Source organism: Campylobacter concisus (assembly GCF_003048875.2).
GTDB lineage: Bacteria > Campylobacterota > Campylobacteria > Campylobacterales > Campylobacteraceae > Campylobacter_A > Campylobacter_A concisus_AU.
The window spans coordinates 428,050-443,995 of sequence record NZ_CP049264.1 but is presented as its reverse complement, the minus strand read 5'-3'; the positions used below and the strand labels follow the sequence as shown (position 1 = coordinate 443,995).

Genomic DNA, 15,946 nt, shown 5'->3' with positions numbered 1-15,946 from the left:
ACCAAAAGGTTGCAACTTCTCGCTGTTTAAGGCTCAAACGAAGCCACATCGCAAGGCACCCATACCTTTTCGCTAACAAAAAAGTGTTGGACCCCGTAAAATGCTGACTCGCTTCACTCAGGTAATAAAATTATATAAATTCTTTGCTTAAAGTAACGTTTTGGCAAGTGCGATACAAGCGTTTATATCTTGACTTTGACTAACAAGTGGCGTGCTAAATTTTAGCTCTTTTGCGGTGACCTTTCCGATGCTTATCGTCTGATAGCTCTCGTCCCAGCCAAAATTAGTAAGAAAATTTCTCACATTTATCGGAGATGCGAAGATTAAAATGCTATTTTTTGGCGGTTTTAGCTCCATTTTGCAAGGATTTAAGACATTTTCATAAGAGATGACCGCCTTTATATTTACGCCACCGCTTAGTAAAATTTCTAAGAAATTTGAAGCGCTATCTTTGCCTTTTAGATAAAGAACCTTTTTGCCATTTAAAAGTGGCAAAATTTCTCTTGCAAAGTCATCTCCATGTGCGTTTTGCCCAGTGTAAATTTCACTAAAACCAAACTCTCTTGCAGCTGCTGCGCAACTATTTGCGATAGCAAAGACTGGCAAATTTATAGGCAAAATGCCATTAAATTTTAAAGCCTTAAAAGCATTTTTGGAGGTTGCCACAAGCGCGTCATATTCGCTTAAATTTATCTCAAATTTCAAAAACTCTATCTTACTAACGCTTAAATTTACAACGCTCTCATCAGCCGTCTTTGTGTTTGAGACAAGATAAATTTTACGCAACTCTTTTTAGCCCTAAAAATGAGATAAAGGCAAGCACGCTGCAAGCAAAAATGGCTATTGAAGTAGAGTAAAAAATGTCACCAAGCCCAACTAGTGGCGAGATGACTCCGCCCAAGAAAAATGGGCAAAATCCAAGCACTGCTGAGGCCGAGCCAGCGTACTCTCTGCCCTCATTCATCGCAAGTGATGAGGCCGTTGGCAAGATAAAGCCAGTAAAGAGCAAAAGCAAGAAAAATGCGATGATAACGCCGATCACTTCAAATTTAAAGCAAAGCATAAACACTATAAAAATGCTAGCAAACAAGGTGCCAAAAAGCCCAGTTTTTAGTGCTTTTCGTTCATTTAGCAAGCTTGCAAGCCTAGCACCTATGACGATGGCTAGGCCATTTGCCGCAAAGCAAAAGCTGTAACTTACTGGGCTTAGCAAGTAAAACTCTTGTAAGATAAAAGACGATGCCGCGATATAGGCAAACATCGCGGCCATCGTAAATGTCTGGATCGCAATAAATAGCATAAATTTCTTTTTTCTTAAAATTTTGCCAAAGACGCTGTAGGTCTGAAACAAAGGCACTTTTAGGCGGTTAGCAGGGCTTAGGCTCTCTTTGAAGTAAAAATTTGCAATAAATAGCAAAATGCCGATGATCGTTAGCGCCATAAAGATGCCGCGCCAGTCGGTAAATTTAAGTAGCAAGCTGCCGCCTATTGGTGAAAATATCGGAGCAAGACCATTTACAACCATCATAAGACTAAAAAATTTGGTCATCTCGTGACCCTTATAAAGGTCGCTCACAACGGCTCTTGAGATAACCAGACTGCCCGCACTTGCAAGCCCTTGGATGATGCGCATAAAGATAAAAAACTGGATATTTTGCGCAAAAAATATAAAAATCGTGCTAATCGTGTATATGATGAGCGAGATGGTAAGTGGTGTTTTTCGCCCAAATTTATCGCTGATTGGACCAACTATTAGCTGGCCTATCGCAAGGCCTGCCATCGAGGTCGTAAGAGTTAGCTGGGTTGCTGAAACGCTTGTGCCAAACCACTCAGTTATGGCTGGAAGTGCTGGCAGGTAAAGGTCTGTGACAAATGGGCCAAATGCCGAAAGCGCGCCCAAAAATAGCAGTAAAAATAGTTTGGAATTTTCTTTTTTCATAGCTCTTCTTTAAATTTTAAAGGGATTATATTATGACTTTGCTTTTTGGGTTATTAAGGGTAAATTTAATGTGATTTATAAAAGAGAAAAGCCCTAAAATAGGGCTTATTTTTACATTTTGTCTTTTGTGACGATTAGAAGCATTTTGAATTTGTCTTTCACTTTTAGGCCGTGTGGGATCTTGCCTGGAAGCACGATACTATCGCCCTTTACTAGATGAAAGCTCTCATCAGCTATCTTTAAATCAAGCTCGCCATCAAGCGCGATAAGTAGCGCATCTCCAGGGGCAGCGTGGGTTGAGAGCTCTTGGTCTTTGTCAAAACTAAGTAGCGACATCGAGCCATTTTCGTTTTTGACAAGCGTCTTGCTAACTATCTTGCCACTCTCGTAGTTAACGGCATCTGCGAGGCTAAAGACACTCGCTTTGTCTAAATGATCTATCATAACATTCTCCTTAAAATCTATTAGTAAATATTTTGTCTTCTTTGTAAATTTGAGCTTTCGCCAGGTTTTTGCCTCGATAAGGTAGGCCTCATCACGCCCAAGCCTCATCTGCTTTTCGCCGTATTCAAGCTGTGCTTCGCCGTCAATGACGAAGGCAAGGCTATCTATAAAAAGCATCTCGTGATCAAGCTCCTCACCCTCATCAAATGCGTATATATCTACACTTGCGTTTTTGTTTTGAAAGAGCCTTTTGCTAACGACGCTTTTTTCAACTATTTTTGTGTCTTTGTCAAGATTATAAATTTTGCTCAAGTTGTATCCTTTTTTGCGAAGGATTATAATGCAAGTTTTGATAATAGTTCTTAACATATGTTAAGGAATTTGACTATTTTAGTCCTTTTTTTAGCTTTCTTATCAAAAATCTAGCAGGGTGTAGCTCAAAAAATAGCGACCTTTCTATGCAAAGTGGGCGAGCAAGCACAAGATCCGTTATCAAATTTGCTCCAAGTATCGCTGTGCCAAGACCACGTGAGCCGTGAGCGAAATTTACAAAGAGATTTCTTTCGTAGCTTGCTTTTTGGTTACTATCTTTATTTTTACTCCAAAATAGCCCCTTGTAGTTTTGCTTGTAAAACTCCTCATCGTGCAGGGCGCCAATTATCGGAAACCTATCTCCGCTATAACTTCTATATCCCACACGTGAACCGATGATGGTGGCTTTTGTGGCGTCAAAAAACTCACTCACATCGCTTAAATTTTTAGCGTTATCCTCATCTTTAGGCGTGTCGCAAATTTCATTTCTAGCGTAGGTTGCGCCGATTACTTGCACCCCTTTTACAGCTGGGCAGATGTAGCCTTTTGCGCTTAGTGGCATGGTGTTTTTTAGCACTGGTTTTAGGTGCGTGACTTGGCCGCGGACGCTACTTATTTGCATGTCATAGTCTTTAAAAATTTCACTACTCTTGCTGCCAGTACAAAAGACCAAGATATCAGCCTCCAAGCTTTTTTTATTTTTAAATTTAACGCTTATCTTGCCATTTTGCAGGTGCGTCCTGCTCTCGTACTCGTGGTTAAATAAAATTTCAAAACCGCCTGATAGAAATTTACAAATTTCTCTTGGTCTAGCGTATGCCGCCTCTTTTATAAATATCCCAGGATATGGCTTTAAACTCTCATCAAATTTAAAAATATCCTCCGCGTTTTGACCCTGCCACGAGGCGTACCTTTTAACTAGCTCATCATCAAACGCATAGTCGATACAGCCATTAAATTTGATAAGGCTTTTTGGCAAATTTGCCTTGTAAAATCTCATTGCTTGCAAAAACGCATTTATATGCATGCGGCCTAAATTTACCCCGGGCTTCGTAACTAGTGGCATCAAGGCGCCGCAGTGGTTGCCTGAGCCATTTGTCGCGACCTCACTCTTTGCCTCGGCGATCACCACTTTAAAGCCATTTTTGGCTAGCTCTCCAGCGGTGGCAAGCCCAGCCACACCAGCTCCTATAACAAGCGCTATTTTGCCTTTTACGCTGGCGACTGGCTCACACCTCGCAAACCAAGCGTCCTTTAAATTTTCATCCTTTTTCTCTAGCACGGCGCTACTCATCTGGCGTTTTCTAGCGTAGCCCTCTTTTAGGCTCAGTAAAAAGCCAGCATTTTTTAGCCCCTCTTTCACCATTTTTGCGCACGAGTAGGTTCTAACTATGGTGCCAACCCTGCTTAGCCTTGCGATCTGCTTAAAGACGCCCTCGCTCCAGATCGAGCCATTTTTGCTTGGGGCAAAGCCGTCTAAAAACCAGATATCAGCGCTAAAATCAAGCTCAGGCAAAATTTGATCTGCCTCGCCGTAGCAAAGATCAAGGGTGATATTTGGCGCGAAATTTATTCGGTGTATGCCAGAAATTAGCGGCGGATAGAGCGAAACTAGCTTTTTAGCATAGGCTTTAAAAATGCCTAAATTTTCATAAATTTTTAAAAGATCTTCTTTTTTTATAGGGCTTTTTTCGATGCTAACGAAGTGAAGTTTTTTAGAGCTATTTTTAAATTTCTTGCAAAGTGTGAAGAAATTTAACCCAGCACCAAAGCCAGTCTCAGCGACTATAAAGCTACCTTTGCTCTGCCAAATTTCATCAAGTGCGCTTGCAAAGACAAATTCGCTCTCAAGCCATGGCTTGTCGGTGTTAAAGTAGATATCACCAAACTCTTCGTTAAATGGAATTTGCCCTTTAAAGCTTAAATTTGCATTTTTCATCTATTTTTTGCGAAATATCCATCTATGCCGTTTGCGATGCCGTTTGCAAGGGCTTTTTGATAGGCCTCGTCAAAGAGTTTTTCGCCCTCGACTGGATGTGTGATATAGCCGATCTCGACTAGAACCGCTGGCATAAGAGCGCCCACGAGCACCCAAAATGGCGCCTCTCGCACGCTGCCGTCGCTGGCTGCATAGACCTTTCTAGCACTTGCTAAAATTTCTTTTTGGATGTCGATACCAAGCTTGTTTGAGGCGATGATCTTCTCGCGGTTTAGCACGTTTAGAAACGTTTGCTGCGAAAAGTAGTTCATCTCTTCGATGTCTGATTTGTTTTCAAGTGCGGCTGCGTTTTTGCTGCGCTCGCTCCTTGCAGGCGATAAGAAAAAGGTTTCGATGCCGTGCATGCTCTTTGCTTTAGTAGCGTTTGGAGCGGCGTTTGCGTGGATAGAGACAAAGAGGTCAGCCATCTTGTCGTTTGCAAATTTCGTTCTTGATCTTAAATTTATAAAAACGTCAGTTGATCTGGTGAAATAGACCTTGTATCCACGAGATTTTAGTATCTCGCCAAGCTTTTTAGCTACACCTAAAACGGCTGTTTTTTCTTTTAAACTGCCATTTACAGCACCAGGGTCTGTGCCGCCATGCCCTGGATCGATGACGATCGTTTTGTTGCGTGAAAATTTACCCGCAGCAACTGGAGGCAAAGGCTCTTCTACTGGCTCACTCTGTGCTGGCTCAGACTTTAAATTTGGCTCTACTGCGCTTTGTGCTGGCTTTTCGTTTTTATTTTTAAGCTTATGAAGTGGTGCTCTTACGTTTTCATTTGAGATGAAATTTTGAGCGCTGATTATTAGCAAGTCCCCAGTCGCATTTGCCTTTATCGTCTTTTGCACCTTGTCAGAAAAGATGATCCTGACGGTGTTTTTGTCGTACTGCGAGATGTGGATGTAGTCTGAGATGAAATTTTTATAAGTTAGTGGGTTGCCATTTAGCCTGCCATCGATGTCCATGATATTTTTGTAGGCATTTTGTTGTTTGGCAAACGATGTTTTTAGCCTTGCAGTATCTAGCTTTGTGTTAAATTTAAGCACCAAGGTGTCATTTACCTTTGTGGCACTTAGTAGCGTTAAAGCTGGCGAAACCGCTTGCGCACTGGCACCTTTTACGCCATTTATCGCATTTAGGTCTCTTATATATGCGCTTGAGTCAAAGCCAAGCGCCTTTGAGCTTGTTATTAGCCTAGTAAGTGCCTGTTTTTTCGTATTTTTATCATTTTTAATGATCGCATCAACGTAGATATTTTTTATATCATTATGAAGCTTAATCTTAGCACTTCTATTTAGAGCCATAAAATTTCTATCAAATTTGGCAAAAGTCTCTGAATTTGTCGCCGCAAAAAGAAAGCTAAATGCTAGAAAAAGAGAGATTAGAACCCGTTTCATTCACCATGTACCAGCTTATGCATTAGCTCTTTTACGCTTATTAGCTCTTTTAGTTTGTAGCCGTTCGCTCCTGTGAAAAATAGCCCGCTCTCCTTTTTGCCGCTATATGCGTCAAATAGCCTATCCGCGATGCAATACCCAACCTGCTTTGCCTCTTTGCCTCTTTGGCAAGGGCTTACGCAGTTGCTTATGCACTGGATCTTTGGACCCATTCTTTTATCGACTAAATTTATCAAATTTGTTCTTATCCCGCGAGCTGGATAGCCAACTGGGCTCTTTATAAGCTCGATGTCTTTCTCTTCAGCTGCAAGCAAGACCTCTTTAAAGCCAATGTCTGCGTCACACTCGTGTGTGCCGATGAAGCGTGTGCCCATCTGAACGCCATTTGCTCCAAGCGATATCGCCTTTTCGATGTCGTTTTTATCCCAAATTCCACCAGCTGCGATGAGCGGAAAGTCGCCCCACTCTTTGATCTCAGCTTTTACCTGCGGGATGAGGTTAAATAGTGAAAACTCAGGATCAAGGCACTGCTCATATGTAAAGCCCTGATGGCCGCCACTTAGCGGTCCTTCAAGCACGACAGCATCTGGCAAGCGCTCATATCTTTGAAGCCAGCGCTTACAGATGATCTTTAGTGCTTTTGCGCTTGAGACGATCGGCACTAGTGCTATCTCTTTAAAATTTTGTGTAAATTCAGGTAAATTTGTAGGCAAGCCTGCACCTGAGACTATGATATTTATGCCAGCCTCGCAGGCATCTTTAACCACCCTTGCGTAGTCGTTTGCAGCATACATTATATTTACGCCAAGTGGCAAGTCGCCACAAATTTTACGTGCGTTTTCTATGACAGCTCGAAGGCCTCTTGTAGAGTAGAAATTTTCGCTTCCAAAAGGCTTTGCATTTAGCTCTTTATCTATAAATTTGCGGTTTTCATAGTAGCCTGTGCCAACTGAGCTAATTATGCCAAGACCGCCTTCTAAGCTCACATTGCCAGCTAGTTTGTCCCAGCTGATGCCAAGCCCCATACCGCCTTGAAATATCGGGTATTTTATCTCGTATTTACCTATTTTTAACGGCTTTAACTCCATTTATTCAACCTTTATCTTCGCAAATTTACGCTTACCAACCTGCAAGATATACTCGCCTGCTCCTAATTTTAACTGCTCATCGCTAATTTTTTCTTGATTGACGCTAACTGCATTTGCTTTTATATCTCGCCTTGCTTGAGAATTTGACTCACTTAGCCCGCACTGAGATAAGGCCTCTACTATCCAAATCGGCGCTTTTAAGCTAAATTCTTTCATATCTGTTGGGAGCTGATTTTGAGAGTGAACGCTGTTAAATTCAGCCATAGCAGCCTTAGCAGCCTCCTCGCCATGATACCTCGCTGTTATCTCATAAGCAAGATCCTCTTTCGCCTTTTTTGGATGATATTTGCCACTATTTACGTCATTCATCAGCTCTTCTATCTCGCCAAGTGTTTTTGTGCTTAGTAGCTCGTACCAGCGCCACATAAGCTCGTCACTTATGCTAAGCGTTTTTGCAAACATATCATTTGCATTTTCAGTAACGCCGATGTAGTTGCCAAGGCTCTTGCTCATCTTATTTACGCCATCAAGCCCCTCAAGAAGTGGCATCATGATGACAGCTTGCTCTTTGCCGATATTATATGTTCGCTGTAAGGTTCTACCCATTAGAAGGTTAAATTTCTGATCTGTGCCACCCATCTCGATGTCGCACTTCATAGCAACGCTATCATAGCCTTGAAGAAGCGGATACATAAACTCTGAGATTGATATAGGATTGCCCGCTTTTATCCTCTTTTCAAAGTCATCTCGCTCTAGCATTCTAGCTACTGAAAATGTGCTAGTTAGCTCGATCATCCCAGCAGCTCCTAGCTCATTTGACCATTTTGAGTTAAACATGATCACCGTTTTTTTAGGATCTAAAATTTTAAAAACTTGCTCTTCATAAGTTTTAGCATTTTTTAAAACGGTCTCTTGATCTAGCTTTTTTCTAGTGGCTGACTTGCCTGTTGGATCGCCTATTTGAGCGGTAAAATCACCTATCAAAAACTGCACTATCGCGCCATGCTTTTGGAGCAAAGCCATCTTGTTTAAAACGACTGTGTGACCTAGGTGAAGGTCTGGAGCTGTTGGGTCAAAGCCTGCTTTTACGTAGAAATTTTCGCCTTTTTCATAATAATTTTTAACCAAATTTTCAACTCTCTCAGCATCGATCATCTCAGCAACGCCGCGGTTTATCTCTTGTAAAATATCGTCTATATCTTGAACCATTTTTCTCTCCTAATTATGATATGGGTCACTTTGCGAAACAAAATCAATAATCTTATATCTATCCTTAATCTTCTCTTTGATCTCGTTTGCATCGATGTTTTCTGCTATTTCGACGCTTATTTCAAACGTATCTCCGCTAAGATCATTTGCTTCGTTTAGCGAGATTGTAGCTAAATTTATATCAAGTCTAGCAAGATATGTTAAAAATTCAGCCAACGCACCTTTTCTGTTTTCTAAATTTAATAAAATTTTATACCTATGCGGGGCATTTCTCGTCCATTTGACAAAGATGATCTCGTCGCCTTTATCCATTAGCTTGCCAGCACGCTCGCAAAGCTTGTGATGCACTGTCACGGTGTGACCATTTTTAAAGCCCACTATGCTATCGCCTCTTTTTGGATTGCAACAATAATCAAACTCGACATTTGAAATTTTGTGATTTGAGTAGATCACTATATTTTCAAATTTCTGCTTTTTTATCTGGTATTTGTCGCCCAAAGAGATCATAAAAGGGCGCTCTTTTCTGATGTATTTTTTAAGCATATTTGCCACTTCTTGCAGATACTCGCTATCAGTTGCTGCACGAAATACCTTTTTGCCTAAATTTTCACTCTCTACCCACTCTAAAATTCTATCTTTTGAGACGTTAAATACTGATTTTAAGATATCTATCGCCATTTTGTAGTTTATATCTCTTATCTTTTGCTTACAAAATGACCTTATCGTCGCCTTTGCCTTGCCTGTTCGCACGCTATTTATCCATGAACAGCGAAATTTAGCCTCTTCGCCAGTTACTATCCTAACGATGTCGCCATTTTTTAGCTCTGTTAGAAGTGGCATCCTAACGCGGTTTATATAAGCTTCTTTTGCGTAAAGTCCGATCTCTGAGTGAATCTCATAAGCATAATCAAGCGCCGTAGCACCACGTGGCAATGTAAAGACCTCTCCCTTTGGAGAATAAACTGCGATATCTTCGATATAAAGGCTATCTTTTGCGTATTCATAGAGCTCTTCAACGTTGCCCTCGTTCTCGCTATTTTGCATGCTGATGTCATTTAGCCAGTCAAGCTTTGGATTTAAGAGGCTGCCCTCGCCGTTTTTATATTTCCAATGAGCGGCGACACCGTATTCAGCGGTTTTATGCATATCATAAGTGCGAACTTGCGCCTCAAAGATGCTTTTGTTATCAAAAATGGTTGTGTGTATCGTTTGATAGCCATTTTGCTTTGGAAGCGCGATATAGTCTTTAAATCTCGATATCAAAGGGTTAAAGTTTATATGTAAATTTCCAAGTGCCAGGTAGCAATCAAGCGGCTTTTGCACGATGATCCTAATGGCAAGCAAGTCAAGCACCTCTTCGATAGAAATGCCCTTTCTTTGCATCTTTAGATAGATCGAGTAGTAGTGCTTTATGCGTTTTTGTATCTCAAAAGTGCCCTCGATAAAGCCATTTTCAAGCAAAATTTGACTTACTTTTTCGTGAAAAGCATTTAGTTTTAAGCTAAGCTGCTGCTTGTTTTTGTTTAGGTAGCTATCGATTTTAGCGTACTCTTCTGGCATCGCATACTTAAAGCTTAGATCTTCAAGCATGTTTTTGATCGATGAAATTCCCAGCCTATGAGCGATCGGAGCATAGACCATAAGCGTCTCTTCGGCTATGCGTTTTTGCTTTTCAGGCCTTAGCGCTTCAAGAGTTAGCATGTTGTGAAGTCTGTCGCAAAGCTTTACGACAAGGACTCTCACGTCTTCTATGGAGATTAAGAGCATCTTTCTAAAAGTTAGCGCCGAGCTTGCAAGTTTTTCGTTGCTGTCTGAGCTTGCGAGCTTGTTTTCTCTAATGGCAACTATCTTTGTAAGCCCTTCAACCAGCTTTGCCACCTCATCGCCAAATTCAGCCTGAAGCTCACCTAGCGTTACATCGGTATCTTCGACCACGTCATGAAGAAGTGCAGCTATAACCATGCTCTCATCGCCGCCCATATTTGCTACGATAGAGGCTACTAAGATGGGGTGAATGGCGTATGGTTCGCCACTTTTGCGGTATTGTCCAGCGTGAGATGTGACGCAGCTATCTACAGCTTTGTCTAAAATTTCACTTCTCTCACAAAGAGAAAAGAGCAGTTTTATCGCTTCAGAAACGTTTTTACAAGCTAAAATTTGCTCTATCAACTGCTCTAAAAAAAGACTATTTTCCTTCAACTATTGCCTCTAAGCCTATTTTGCCCTCAGCCACTTCAAGTAGTGCGATGTCGGCAAATTTCATCTTTGAAGTATCAGCATCGACTAAAGCTATTGCACCATTTGCTAGCGCTTCTGCGCGCTTTGCAACGATAAGTGAAAGCTTATATCTGTCATCTCCTACTTGTTTTAGTGCTCTTGCTGTGATTTGTTCTGTTCTCATTTTTATCCTTTTTGAAATTTATTTTACAACTGAGTATAGGGCTGCTTCTTCTTCATTTATTATTTTTAATAAATTTCCAGCCTTAAACATATTACAAACTAAGATCGGCAGTGCGTTATCTTTTGCTAAAGCTATGGCAGTATCGTCCATAACCTTGATATCATCGCTCATCGCCTTTTCGTAGTTTAGTGATTTTAGAAGTTTTGCATCTTTGAATTTTTTAGGATCTTTGTCATAAACGCCATCAACTTTTGTCGCTTTTATGATCATATCTGAGCCGATCTCGATAGCTCTTAGCGTAGCTGCTGTATCTGTTGTGAAGAAGGGATTGCCCGTACCTGCAGCAAAGATAACAACTCTGCCCTTTTCTAAATGGCGCTGCGCACGTCCCACGATGAAAGTCTCACAGATCGCTTCCATCTTGATCGCACTTTGCACTCTTACTTCAAGCCCGCTTCGCTCTAAAGCTTCACGCATCGCGATCGAGTTGATGACAGTTGCTAGCATACCCATGTGATCGCCACTTGTTCGCTTGATGATACCGTCTTTTGCAGCGCTCACACCGCGCACTATATTACCACCGCCTATTACGATGCCAACTTCGATATCATTTTCTATAAGCTCTTTTATCTCGCTTGCTATAAATTTAAGCACAGCTGTGTCTATACCAAAACCATTTTCTCCTGCCAAGGCCTCGCCTGAAAATTTGACCAATACGCGTTTTCTCTTACTCATTGTCATGCTCCTTGAAATTCACGCATTTTAGCCAAAAAGGCTTTAAATTTAGCTAATAACGCTTACAAAGTGACTATTTTGAGATCATTTCAAGCGGGTCGATATGGTAGTTTCTTTGCGTTACTTCAAAGGTTAGATCGTTCCTTACCCTACCTATAACATAGCCTTTTTGCACGACTGAGCCGACCTTTACAGTTGGCGCGATCTGGCTTAGGTGGGCGTAGATCGTGTGGATGCCGTTTTCGTTTTCGATGATGACGACATTTTCAAGCATCGGAGTTGCTTTTGCAAAGACGACCTTGCCATTTAGCACGCTTTTAACCTTCGCATCTGGCGTGCTTGAGCGAAGTATGACTGATTCGTTGAAAATTTTGATGTTATATATCGGATCTACGTAGTTGCCAAATTTTTGCTTTACAGAGTAGCTATCAAGCGGAGCGATCGTCCTTGCACCTGAGTATCTTTTAACCGAGCTTGTCTGATAGCCCCCACCCATTGGCTGGCTCTTTTCGCCCTTTTTGCCACCTTTACTAGCTGCTCTTTCTTGTTTTTCTCTGGCAGCTCTAGCTGCTTCATCCTCTTGCTTTTGCATGATAGCAAGCTGCTCAAGTGTCTTTCTTAGCTCGTCTTGCTGAGCTTGAAGCTTGGCTAGCTTTTTGCTGTAAATTTCTTTATCACGTTTTAGCCCGTTTATTGTATTTTTCTGCGTGCTCTCTAGGCTTTGTAGATCATTTTGCTTGCGCCTATAGTTTTTTATGCTTGAGTTTATCTCATTTATCTTGCTTGATTTATTTTTTATCTTTTCTATCGTATCTTCGTAGTTTTCGCTAAGCCTTTTAAAGTCCTCTTTAGCTATGGCGTTTAGCTTGGTTAAAATTTGCGATGAGATGATGCTCTCTTCGCTTTGTTTGCCCTCGCTTGCTGACATCATCAGATCAAATGAGAGATCTTCTGCGATGATCCTTATCATGTTTTGCTCTAGCTCTTTTTGGGTGCGTTCTAACTCTTTGTTTTGCTTTGTTAGATCATCAAGCTCAAGAAGCGCTTTTGAAGCATTTGTCTCAAGAACTGAAATTTGACCTTTTAAATTTGTGATATCGCCGCTTATGCCGCGCAGTTTTTTCTCGCCAGTTACGATATCACCAGCCAAGTCATCAAGCTTTTTACTAAGCTGCTCACTCATGGCCTGCGTCGATCTTAGCGAGTTTTTGGAGTCTTTTATCTTCTCTTTAGTATTTGATGCAAAAGCTAGACTAAAAGCTAGCAAAAGTGTAAAAATTCCTTTTTTCATATCGTGCTTTTTCTGGCCTTACTCATCACTAAACTAACAGCAAAAATGCTTAAAACCACAGCCACGCCAAATAAGATAAAAATATCTCTTGAAAGATCAAGGCTAGGCAAGACTACATCGATGCTTGCAGCATTTTCTCTAAAAATTTCAATGCTAGGCAAGAAAAAGAAAAACGCACCAACAACAATGGTCGCAACTATGCTATCAACCATGGCTGATTTATAGAGCATGGCTGATTTTAGCCAAAATGGCGCGCCAAAAAGCGTCATGATCTCGATGCGCTCTCTGTGCTCAAATAGCCAAATTTTAGTCTGCTTAAGCATAAGCATAAGCCCAACGACACAAAGTATCGCCATAAATGCATAAGATATGCTTTTGGCTAAATTTAGCATCTTAAAGACCTTGTCATGGGTCTTTGAAAATGTCTCGACCTTGCTTATACCATCAAATTTCAAAAGCTTTTGCTTTATCTCCTCCATATATTCTGGCGATGGAAATTCGCTAAGCCTTAGCGAGTAAAATTTAGGCAAGGCATTTTGAAGGATGGATAAATTTTTAGCTGAGATGTCGTTTGATAGGCGGTCGATGATCTTTTGCGGGCTTAGTGGCTCGACACTTGCTAGCGTGCTAACCACTGGCTTTAGCACTGGCTCGCTTAGCTCTTTGTTTGAGACCACCACGATGTTGTAGTCATTTCCCATAAGCCTCTCATACTCTCTTACGATCTTGTCTGCGGTGAGGCTAAACTGCACTGAAAATAAAAGCGCGATTAACGGCAGGATAAATCCAAGGTGGTTTTTAAGCGATCTCATGCACGCCTCCATTTTCTATGACGAAGTGGCGGTATGGGATGCGAAGCGTTGATGGGATGTGATGCGTCACCACGACAACGCTTGTGCCTAGAAATTCTCTGGCTGATTTTAGAAGCGACCAGATGACGTCGCTTGAGTATTCGTCTAAATTTCCCGTTGGCTCGTCGCATAAAAGCAAATTTGGATTGTGCGCGAGCGCTCTTGCCATGGCAACTCTTTGCTGCTCGCCGCCGCTTAGCTCGCGAGGGTATTTATCGGCTTTGTGAAGCATATTTACATGTTTTAAAAGTTTAGCCACCTGCTTTTTGCTCACATTTTGATTGACGCCTTTGATGATGAGTGGCAGCATGACGTTTTTTTCGACATTCCACTCATTTATCAAGCGGTAGTTTTGAAATATAATGCCAACTCGCTGCCTAAGCTCGCAAAGTCTTTTGTCATCGATATCGTCCATTTGCGTCATGCAGACATTTAGCTCGCCAGCAAGGGGCGAAATTTCTCCGTAAAATGACTTTAAAAGCGTGCTTTTTCCGCTTCCACTCTTGCCTGTGATAAAGACAAAGTCATTTGCGTAGATGTCTAAATTTACGCTATTGATCACAACCTCGTTGCGCTCATAAGCTAGGCTTAAATTTCTTGCGCTAATTATCTCTTGCATCAGCCAAATACTCCTTCAAAAGCTCGTGTGCTGCTAAATTTTCACGTATTAAGATCGGTTTTTTTATAAAATATTCGCTTTTCTCATCGCTTATTTTGATGAAACATTGCTCTGGTTTGTTAAACGCTCCAAAGGCGACTTTTAGCAAAATTTCACCCTCGTTTATGGTATAAATTTCTTCAAAATGTAAAAAATAATCCTCTTTTTTTATGATGAAATTTTTGAAATTTTTAATAATATTTTTTACGCTTGTCTTTTCTTTGAAGCTAAAATCCCCAGCCAAAACGCTCTCGCCACTTTCAACCTCACAAGTATAAATAACATCGTAAATGTCCTTATCTTGGCGTCTCCAGCGATCTTCATACTTGCTAGTTACTTCTAAATTTCTATTTTTAAAAGCCTCTATCTTTGAGTTTGTGGGCTCTAAAAATTTACTCAAACTAAAGTCGCAATACTCCTTGCTATCAGTCCTTAGCTCAAATTTACCACCAACTTTTAGTATCCTCTCGCACTCAAGCGCAAACGCCGATGAGACCACGCGTCTATGCTCAGCCTTATCCCACGGCACTGGGAAATGTAAAAATACTCTATCAACTAAATTTGATCCAACAAGTGAGAGCAAGAGCCTTGCGTCGGTATTTATTAGACGCACGTTTTCTAGGGCATTTGCCCTAGCTAGCTTGGCTACTTGCTCGATGCTTGGTTTATAGACCTCTATGCCGATGACTAGGGCATTTGGGTTGTTTTTAGCCTGATAGAGCAAGTGTCTGCCAGAGCCAAAGCCGATCTCGATAAAAATCTCTTTAAATTTATCTTTTAGCTCGCAAAATGCTGGCACAAATTCTTCAAGGCTTAAAATTTCACTAACTTTTTTGGTTAAATTTGTCTTTTTCACAGCAAATGCTTGGCTGATGATGCCATTGCAACTTTGCTCCTTAAAAAGCTCCAGTGCTTCTTGTAAAAGGCCAACTTTAGCAGGCTTTGTAAGCTTTTCTCCCTTTACGACGACGCCATTTTTGCCTGGCTTTACGACTAGAAAAAAGCCTTCATCTTCATTTTTTGTGTAGATGAGCCTCTCATTTCGGCCATTTGCCTGCCAAAGAAATTTGATCTTGTCGTTACCAAATGGAAATGAGAGCTCTTTTAAGGATGAAGCGATGAAATTTGGCATTATTTTATGCTAACTTCTGCTTTTGATGACTTATCAGAGGCGATGCCATACTCATCGACTGCTACGACGCTGTAAGAGTAGCTAGCTCCTTTTTGGACGCTGTCATCTCTAAGCCCAGTATCACTTATACCGCTAAAGACTTTCTCGCTAGCACCGCTTCTATAAACTGTATATGAGCTAGCTCTATCAACTGCACTCCAGCTTACATTTACACCGCTGCCATCGTAGCTAGCGCTTATGCTTGGAGTTTTTGGTGCGCCAAGTGTGCTACCAACGATCGGCTCTTCTTGTTTTAAGCTCTCAAGACCGTCTTTATCGACAGCTGTGACTCTATAATACCTTGTCGCTGCGTTTGTATTTATAAGATCCTCATAGGTGTTGCTAGTCGTTTTTGCTAGGTATGTGTAAGGCAAAATTTTACTTGTCGTTCTATAAACCTTAAAATAAGCAAAATCCTCAGCCGGCGCGTAATCCCACGTTAAGATGATCTTTTTTGGCGCATTTT

The 15,946-nt window shown here is 41.2% G+C and carries 15 protein-coding genes; all 15 read right to left on the bottom strand.

All coding sequences use genetic code 11. The annotated features are described in order from the left end of the window. Nucleotides 1-147: 147 nt before the first annotated feature. The 15 genes from CVT07_RS02255 to CVT07_RS02185 all read right to left on the bottom strand — a co-directional run bounded on the left by CVT07_RS02255 (nucleotide 148) and on the right by CVT07_RS02185 (nucleotide 15,854). On the bottom strand, nucleotides 148-786 hold the full coding sequence (locus CVT07_RS02255) for a uroporphyrinogen-III synthase (protein WP_107936903.1): 639 nt from the start codon (nucleotides 784-786) through the stop codon (nucleotides 148-150). Beyond that, nucleotides 779-1,939 carry a multidrug effflux MFS transporter gene (locus CVT07_RS02250; protein ID WP_107936901.1) on the bottom strand — a complete coding sequence of 387 codons (1,161 nt, stop codon included), beginning with the start codon at nucleotides 1,937-1,939 and terminating at the stop codon, nucleotides 779-781. Before CVT07_RS02250 ends, CVT07_RS02255 begins: the two co-directional genes overlap by 8 nt. A gap of 111 nt (nucleotides 1,940-2,050) precedes the next feature. Continuing rightward, nucleotides 2,051-2,695, bottom strand: coding sequence for a cupin domain-containing protein (locus tag CVT07_RS02245; protein WP_107936899.1), 645 nt, complete (start codon nucleotides 2,693-2,695; stop codon nucleotides 2,051-2,053). Between the two features lie 73 nt (nucleotides 2,696-2,768). Continuing rightward, nucleotides 2,769-4,634 carry a bifunctional tRNA (5-methylaminomethyl-2-thiouridine)(34)-methyltransferase MnmD/FAD-dependent 5-carboxymethylaminomethyl-2-thiouridine(34) oxidoreductase MnmC gene (mnmC, locus tag CVT07_RS02240; RefSeq protein ID WP_107936897.1) on the bottom strand — a complete coding sequence of 622 codons (1,866 nt, stop codon included), beginning with the start codon at nucleotides 4,632-4,634 and terminating at the stop codon, nucleotides 2,769-2,771. Continuing rightward, on the bottom strand, nucleotides 4,631-6,076 hold the full coding sequence (locus tag CVT07_RS02235; RefSeq protein WP_107936895.1) for an N-acetylmuramoyl-L-alanine amidase family protein: 1,446 nt from the start codon (nucleotides 6,074-6,076) through the stop codon (nucleotides 4,631-4,633). The genes mnmC and CVT07_RS02235 overlap by 4 nt, the downstream gene beginning before the upstream one ends. Beyond that, complete coding sequence (locus CVT07_RS02230; RefSeq protein WP_004317256.1) at nucleotides 6,073-7,164, bottom strand: nitronate monooxygenase; 1,092 nt, start codon at nucleotides 7,162-7,164, stop codon at nucleotides 6,073-6,075. Before CVT07_RS02230 ends, CVT07_RS02235 begins: the two co-directional genes overlap by 4 nt. Then, nucleotides 7,165-8,373, bottom strand: coding sequence for a tyrosine--tRNA ligase (gene tyrS / locus CVT07_RS02225; protein WP_012140228.1), 1,209 nt, complete (start codon nucleotides 8,371-8,373; stop codon nucleotides 7,165-7,167). It lies immediately after the preceding gene. Between the two features lie 9 nt (nucleotides 8,374-8,382). Beyond that, nucleotides 8,383-10,572 carry a RelA/SpoT family protein gene (locus tag CVT07_RS02220; protein ID WP_107936893.1) on the bottom strand — a complete coding sequence of 730 codons (2,190 nt, stop codon included), beginning with the start codon at nucleotides 10,570-10,572 and terminating at the stop codon, nucleotides 8,383-8,385. Next, nucleotides 10,559-10,774 (bottom strand): DNA-directed RNA polymerase subunit omega, encoded by a 216-nt coding sequence (locus CVT07_RS02215; RefSeq protein WP_004317259.1) that lies wholly within the window; start codon nucleotides 10,772-10,774, stop codon nucleotides 10,559-10,561. Before CVT07_RS02215 ends, CVT07_RS02220 begins: the two co-directional genes overlap by 14 nt. Nucleotides 10,775-10,792: 18 nt before the next feature. Beyond that, nucleotides 10,793-11,509, bottom strand: coding sequence for a UMP kinase (gene pyrH / locus CVT07_RS02210; protein ID WP_009294284.1), 717 nt, complete (start codon nucleotides 11,507-11,509; stop codon nucleotides 10,793-10,795). A 73-nt stretch (nucleotides 11,510-11,582) separates the two neighbouring features. Beyond that, nucleotides 11,583-12,800, bottom strand: coding sequence for a murein hydrolase activator EnvC family protein (locus CVT07_RS02205; protein ID WP_103571596.1), 1,218 nt, complete (start codon nucleotides 12,798-12,800; stop codon nucleotides 11,583-11,585). Further along, nucleotides 12,797-13,612: a cell division protein FtsX gene (locus CVT07_RS02200; RefSeq protein ID WP_004317184.1), complete on the bottom strand. Its 816-nt coding sequence runs from the start codon at nucleotides 13,610-13,612 to the stop codon at nucleotides 12,797-12,799. Before CVT07_RS02200 ends, CVT07_RS02205 begins: the two co-directional genes overlap by 4 nt. Further along, nucleotides 13,599-14,270, bottom strand: a complete 672-nt coding sequence (locus tag CVT07_RS02195; protein ID WP_004317228.1) for a cell division ATP-binding protein FtsE — start codon at nucleotides 14,268-14,270, stop codon at nucleotides 13,599-13,601. The genes CVT07_RS02200 and CVT07_RS02195 overlap by 14 nt, the downstream gene beginning before the upstream one ends. Then, nucleotides 14,254-15,441 carry a tRNA (guanosine(46)-N7)-methyltransferase TrmB gene (trmB, locus tag CVT07_RS02190; RefSeq protein WP_107936891.1) on the bottom strand — a complete coding sequence of 396 codons (1,188 nt, stop codon included), beginning with the start codon at nucleotides 15,439-15,441 and terminating at the stop codon, nucleotides 14,254-14,256. The genes CVT07_RS02195 and trmB overlap by 17 nt, the downstream gene beginning before the upstream one ends. Further along, nucleotides 15,441-15,854: a hypothetical protein gene (locus CVT07_RS02185; RefSeq protein WP_004317176.1), complete on the bottom strand. Its 414-nt coding sequence runs from the start codon at nucleotides 15,852-15,854 to the stop codon at nucleotides 15,441-15,443. The genes trmB and CVT07_RS02185 overlap by 1 nt, the downstream gene beginning before the upstream one ends. Nucleotides 15,855-15,946: the final 92 nt, after the last annotated feature.